The organism is Skermanella sp. (assembly GCF_059503625.1).
The window spans coordinates 1-5,689 of sequence record NZ_JCACHA010001071.1; the positions used below are offsets into that span (position 1 = coordinate 1).

Genomic DNA, 5,689 nt, shown 5'->3' on the forward strand with positions numbered 1-5,689 from the left:
CTCCCGGAGCAGCAGCCTCACCGCGTGCTGGTCTGAAACGAAGTATCGAAGAAAAGGGAGGAAGCATCATGCCGAAATTCGCGGCCAATCTGACGATGCTGTTCACCGAGTACGATTTTCTCGACCGGTTCGAGCGGGCCGCCAAGGCCGGCTTCCGGGGCGTCGAGTACCTGTTCCCCTATCCTTATAAGGTGGAGGATCTGGTCCAGCGCCTTGAAGCCAACGACCTGAAGCAGGTGCTCCACAACCTTCCCGCCGGCGACTGGGGCGCGGGCGAGCGCGGCATCGCCTGCATGCCGGACCGGGCCGGCGAGTTCCGCGACGGCGTCGGCAAGGCGATCGAGTACGCAACAGCGCTGAAGTGCCCGCTGGTCAACTGCCTGGCAGGCATCGTGCCGGCCGGGGTGGAGCAGAGCAAGCTGCACGACACATTCGTCGGCAACATCAAGTACGCCGCCGACGAGCTGAAGAAGCACGGCATCAAGCTGCTGATCGAGCCGATCAACACCATCGACATTCCGGGCTTCTATCTGACCCGGACCAAGCAGGCGATCGATCTGATCGACCAGACCGGATCGGACAACATCTTCGTCCAGTACGACGTCTACCATATGCAGATCATGGAAGGCGATCTCGCCCGCACGGTCGAGAAGAACCTGTCTCGGATCGCGCATATCCAGCTCGCCGACAATCCGGGCCGCAACGAGCCGGGCACGGGTGAAATCAACTACCCGTTCCTGTTCGGCCATTTCGACCGGATCGGTTACGACGGCTGGATCGGCTGCGAGTACAAGCCGAAGGGCAAGACCGAAGAAGGCCTGGGCTGGTTCACCAAGGGCTGACGGCGCTTTATCCCCTCGCCCTCTTGGGGGCGAGGGGGCAAGTGACGCGCGACAAACCGACATCGATCGGGTATAAACATTTCACGGAGGGAGCGAAAAATGAAAGTAGGTTTCATCGGGCTTGGCATTATGGGTCGGCCGATGGCGGGTCACCTGATCGACGCCGGGCACGAACTCTACCTGTACGACATCCAGCCCGTCCCCGACGAACTGACCGGCAAGGGCGGGACCGCCTGCAAGTCCGGCAAGGAAGTGGCTGAAAAAGCCGACATCATCATCACGATGGTCCCCGACACTCCCCATGTCGAAGCAGCGCTGTTCGGCGAGAACGGCGTCGCCCAGGGTCTGTCCAAGGGCAAGACCGTCGTCGACATGAGTTCGATCGCTCCGATCGAAACGAAGCGTTTCGCTTCCGAAATCAACAAGCTCGGCTGCGACTACCTGGACGCGCCGGTTTCCGGCGGCGATGTCGGCGCCAAGGCGGCGTCGCTGACCATCATGGTCGGCGGACCCGAAGCGGCGTTCGAGAAGGTCAAGCCGCTGTTCGAGAAGATGGGCAAGAACATCACGCTGGTCGGCGGTAACGGCGACGGGCAGACCACCAAGGTCGCCAACCAGATCATCGTCGCGCTGACCATCGAAGCGGTTGCGGAAGCCCTGCTGTTCGCCGCCAAGGCCGGCGCCGATCCGGCCCGCGTCCGCCAGGCGCTGATGGGCGGCTTCGCGTCGTCGCGCATCCTGGAAGTGCATGGCGAGCGGATGATCAAGCGCAACTTCAATCCGGGCTTCCGGATCGAGCTGCACCAGAAAGACCTCAACCTCGCACTTGCGGGCGCCAAGTCGCTCAACCTGTCACTGCCCAATACCGCCAGCACGCAGCAGCTCTTCAACGCCTGCGCCGCCCAGGGCGGAGCGCAATGGGACCATTCCGGCCTGCTGCGCATCCTGGAGGTCATGGGCAATTTCGAAATCGGCCAGACCGCGCCCGGCGGCGACGACTGACCCAACCGCAAGTGATGTCATGACACCCTCAGAAAGCCCGGCTTCGGGGCAGAAAAAGGCGCCGATCTTCCGGCGCCACCGGCAGACCAAGATCGTCGCGACGGTCGGCCCGGCCAGCTCGTCGGCCGATATGCTCCGGCGCCTGATGCTGGCCGGGGTGGACGTCTTCCGGCTCAACTTCAGTCATGGCACGCAGGAAAACCACGGCGAGGTGCTGGCCCGCATCCGCGCGCTGGAGGTCGAGTTCGACCGCCCGATCGGCGTCATCGCCGATCTCCAGGGGCCGAAGCTCCGCATCGGCTCGTTCGCCGAAGGGGCTATCGGCCTGCGGGCGGGCAGGGTGATCCGGTTCGACCTGGACCCGGCGCCGGGCAACGAGGAGCGGGTCTGCCTGCCGCATCCGGAGGTCATCTCCGCGATGAAGGTCGGCAGCACCCTGCTGCTGGACGACGGCAAGGTCCGCATCCGCGTCATCGAGCAGGGCGCCGACTTCCTGCTGGGCGAGGTCGTCGCGGGCACCCGGCTGTCGAACAACAAGGGCTTCAACGTCCCCGACGTGATGCTGCCGCTGTCGCCGCTGACGCCCAAGGACCGGCGCGACATGGAGTTCGCGCTGAACCAGGGGGTGGAGTGGATCGCCCTGTCCTTCGTCCAGCGGCCTGAAGACGTGGTCGAGGCGCGCGGCCTGATCGGCGACCGGGCCGCGATCATGCTGAAGATCGAAAAGCCGATGGCGATCCAGCACCTGGACGAGCTGATCGAGCTTTCGGACGCCCTGATGGTCGCGCGCGGCGACCTGGGCGTCGAGATGCCGGCGGAAGACGTGCCGGGCTTGCAGAAGAAGATCATCCGGAAGTCCCGCGACGCGGGACGCCCGGTGATCGTGGCGACGCAGATGCTGGAATCGATGATCAGCTCGCCGTCGCCGACGCGGGCGGAGGTTTCCGACGTGGCGACCGCCGTCTACGACGGGGCCGATGCGGTCATGCTGTCGGCTGAAACCGCCGCCGGAAGCTACCCCTTGGAAGCCGTCGGCATCATGGACCGCATCGTCGGCCGGGTCGAAGGCGACGAGTCCTATCGCAGCATCATGGACAGCCAGCATCCGGGTCTGGGCAAGACGACGTCGGATGCCATCACCCACTCGGCGCACCAATCCGCCCGCGCCGTGGACGCCAAGGCTATCGTGACGTATACCGAATCGGGCAGCACGACGCTGCGCGCCGCACGGGAACGTCCGCCGATGCCGATCCTCGCGATTTCGATCCACGACACCACAGCGCGGCGGCTGGCCTTGTCCTACGGCGTTCATACCGTTCACGTAACGAAGGGCATCAGCTCGTTCGGCGAGATGGTTCCGGAAGCGGTACGAATCGCCCAGGACTACGGCATCGCCGGCATCGGCGACCGGATCGCGATCACGGCCGGCGTGCCGTTCGGCCGCACCGGCTCGACCAACACGCTGCGGATCATCTACCTGGAACCGGAGCAGGACTGATGCCGTCCAAGGCCCCGGCGGACAGTACGCCCGAAATCGCGGAGACAGCGCCCTGCCGGGTCTTCGGCTTCGGCGGCGGCACGGCGGATGCCCTGCCGCCGGGGATAGATCCGGTCGATCTGCTGGGCGGCAAGGGCGCCGGACTGGCCGGGATGAGCCGGCTCGGCTTGCCGGTCCCGCCGGGCTTCACCCTGTCCACCCCGGTCTGCCGGGAGTTCCGGCAGGATGCCGGGCAGGCTCCCGATTGGCTGAAGGACCAGGTATCCGGCGCGCTGGGGCGGGTCGGGACGCTGACCGGCAGCCGGTTCGGCAGTGCCGCGGCCCCCTTGCTGGTCGCGGTACGGTCTGGGGCGGCGGTATCGATGCCGGGCATGATGGACACCGTCCTCAATCTCGGCCTCAACGACGTGACGGTCATGGGGCTGGCGGCGTGGAGCGGCGACAGCCGCTTCGCGTGGGACACCTACCGGCGCTTCATCCAGATGTACGGCGCCGTCGTCATGGGCATCGACCATGACTGCTTCGAACGCATCCTCGACTCGGTCAAGCAGCGCCGCCGCTGCCGGCTGGACGGCGAGCTGCTGGCGGACGACTGCCGGACCCTGGTCCGCGAGTATCAGGAAATGATCGTCCGCGAGGTCGGGCGGCCTTTCCCGCAGGATGTCCACGAGCAGCTCTGGCAGGCGGTCGGCGCCGTGTTCCGGTCGTGGAACAACCGGCGCGCCGTCTTCTACCGCCGCCTTCACGGCATCCCCGAACACGGCGGGACGGCGGTGACGGTCCAGGCGATGGTGTTCGGCAACCGGGGGGCGGACAGCGGCACCGGCGTCGCCTTTACCCGCGACCCCTCGACCGGAGCGAACGTGCTGTTCGGCGAGTTCCTGCCCGACGCGCAGGGGGAAGACCTGGTCGCCGGCATCCGGACGCCGCTGCCGCTGAGTGCGCTGGAGCATGTCATGCCGGCGGTCCACGCCGAGCTTCGGGACGTGGCGCGGCGGCTGGAAGCGCATCTGCGCGATATGCAGGACCTGGAATTCACGGTGCAGCAGGGCAGGCTCTACCTGCTCCAGACCCGTTCCGGCAAGCGAACGACCCAGGCCGCCGTCAAGATCGCCGTCCATCTGGCGGAAGAAGGCGTCGTCACGCCGGAAGAGGCCGCCGATATGGTCGATATGGAAGCCCTCGATCAGATGCTTCAGCCGGTGCTCGATCCGGATGCTCCCCGGGCCCTGCTGGCGGTCGGGCTGGCCGCCTCGCCGGGAGCCGTCACCGGCAAGCTCGCCTTCACCGTCGCGGATGCCCAGGCGCGGGCGGCGCGGGGCGAACCCGTCATCCTGTGCCGGACCGAGACCGACCCGGAGGACATCCACGGCATCCACGTCGCCTGCGGCGTCCTGACGGCGCGGGGCGGCATGACCAGCCACGCCGCGGTGGTGGCCCGCGGCATGGGCAAGGCCTGCGTCGTCGGCGTCGTGGACCTTGTCATCGACGCCGGGGCCAAGCGCGCCGTCATCGGCGGCGTGCCGGTCGGGACCGGGGATACCGTGACGCTGGACGGATCGACCGGCGAGGTTATCCTGGGTGCGGTTCCGACCATCCGGCCGGCGCTGTCCGACGAACTCGCCATCCTGATCGGCTGGGCGGACGAGTTGAAATGGCTGGGGCGCGAACCGGACGGGCGCAGGACGGCCTGAGCACCGGATTTTGAAACGACACGCATAACATCGGAGACACGAAGCCAATGCAGAGCGTCAACATCAATCAGCGGGAAACCCTCGAGACCTACTACCCGCTGGACAGCTTCGTCCACGATGCCAACCAGAACGCCCGCGGCAAGGCCATGGTGATGCACGGCCTGCGCATCCTGTCGGCCCCCGATGCCGATGGCGCGTTCAAGGTCACCAAGGCGCAGCACAACGTCTCGGAGGACGATGCGGAGCACGACGCGCTGTTCCTGTACTCGGTACGCGACGACGACAACAACTGGTTCGACAAGGCCGAACCGGACGCGTCGAAGGCGGTCCATGCCAAGGACAACCCGGTGGACGTATCGGAGCTGTACCGGGGCTTCATCGACCGGGTGATCGATGCCGCCCGCAACAACCACTTCCAGAAGGAAATCGGACGCGGCGAGCCGAGGCTGAAGGGGTTTCACGGCGGCTGAGGGCAGAAATCCGCCTGTAATACCAGCGGCATTGAAGCTTGACCGGTGAGTTCCGGCAGAGATGCCGGGCCTCTTCAGCCCGACATTTATAGTTCCAGACCAGTCAATGTTTAATGCCGCCGGTCTAAAGCGAAGCGGCAGGCGACAAGCAGGCGCGTCTATGTCGGCTGCCGCTTCGCTCTA

General features: G+C 66.1%; 5 protein-coding genes. All 5 read left to right on the forward strand.

All coding sequences use genetic code 11. The features are described from left to right. The first annotated feature begins 68 nt into the window (after positions 1-68). The 5 genes from hyi (at position 69) to AC5JJ6_RS38705 (ending at position 5,506) form a co-directional block, all read left to right on the forward strand. A complete protein-coding gene (gene hyi, locus AC5JJ6_RS38685) occupies positions 69-842 on the forward strand; it encodes a hydroxypyruvate isomerase (protein WP_496047138.1) in 774 nt (257 codons plus the stop codon). A gap of 99 nt (positions 843-941) precedes the next feature. Beyond that, a complete protein-coding gene (glxR, locus tag AC5JJ6_RS38690; protein ID WP_044435307.1) occupies positions 942-1,844 on the forward strand; it encodes a 2-hydroxy-3-oxopropionate reductase in 903 nt (300 codons plus the stop codon). 19 nt (positions 1,845-1,863) lie between these two features. Further along, the gene (gene pyk / locus AC5JJ6_RS38695) at positions 1,864-3,342 is read left to right on the forward strand and encodes a pyruvate kinase (RefSeq protein WP_496047139.1); all 1,479 of its coding nucleotides are present in this window, start codon (positions 1,864-1,866) and stop codon (positions 3,340-3,342) included. Further along, positions 3,342-5,036 (forward strand): pyruvate, phosphate dikinase, encoded by a 1,695-nt coding sequence (locus AC5JJ6_RS38700; protein ID WP_496047140.1) that lies wholly within the window; start codon positions 3,342-3,344, stop codon positions 5,034-5,036. Before pyk ends, AC5JJ6_RS38700 begins: the two co-directional genes overlap by 1 nt. Before the next feature lie 47 nt (positions 5,037-5,083). Further along, a complete protein-coding gene (locus AC5JJ6_RS38705; RefSeq protein WP_496047141.1) occupies positions 5,084-5,506 on the forward strand; it encodes a hypothetical protein in 423 nt (140 codons plus the stop codon). Positions 5,507-5,689 lie beyond the last annotated feature (183 nt).

What these genes read in the sequence shown, in the direction of transcription:
- hyi (WP_496047138.1), top strand. Translation starts at nt 69, where the DNA reads ATGCCGAAATTCGCGGCCAATCTGACGATGCTGTTCACCGAGTACGAT.
- glxR (WP_044435307.1), top strand. Translation starts at nt 942, where the DNA reads ATGAAAGTAGGTTTCATCGGGCTTGGCATTATGGGTCGGCCGATGGCG.
- pyk (WP_496047139.1), top strand. Translation starts at nt 1,864, where the DNA reads ATGACACCCTCAGAAAGCCCGGCTTCGGGGCAGAAAAAGGCGCCGATC.
- AC5JJ6_RS38700 (WP_496047140.1), top strand. Translation starts at nt 3,342, where the DNA reads ATGCCGTCCAAGGCCCCGGCGGACAGTACGCCCGAAATCGCGGAGACA.
- AC5JJ6_RS38705 (WP_496047141.1), top strand. Translation starts at nt 5,084, where the DNA reads ATGCAGAGCGTCAACATCAATCAGCGGGAAACCCTCGAGACCTACTAC.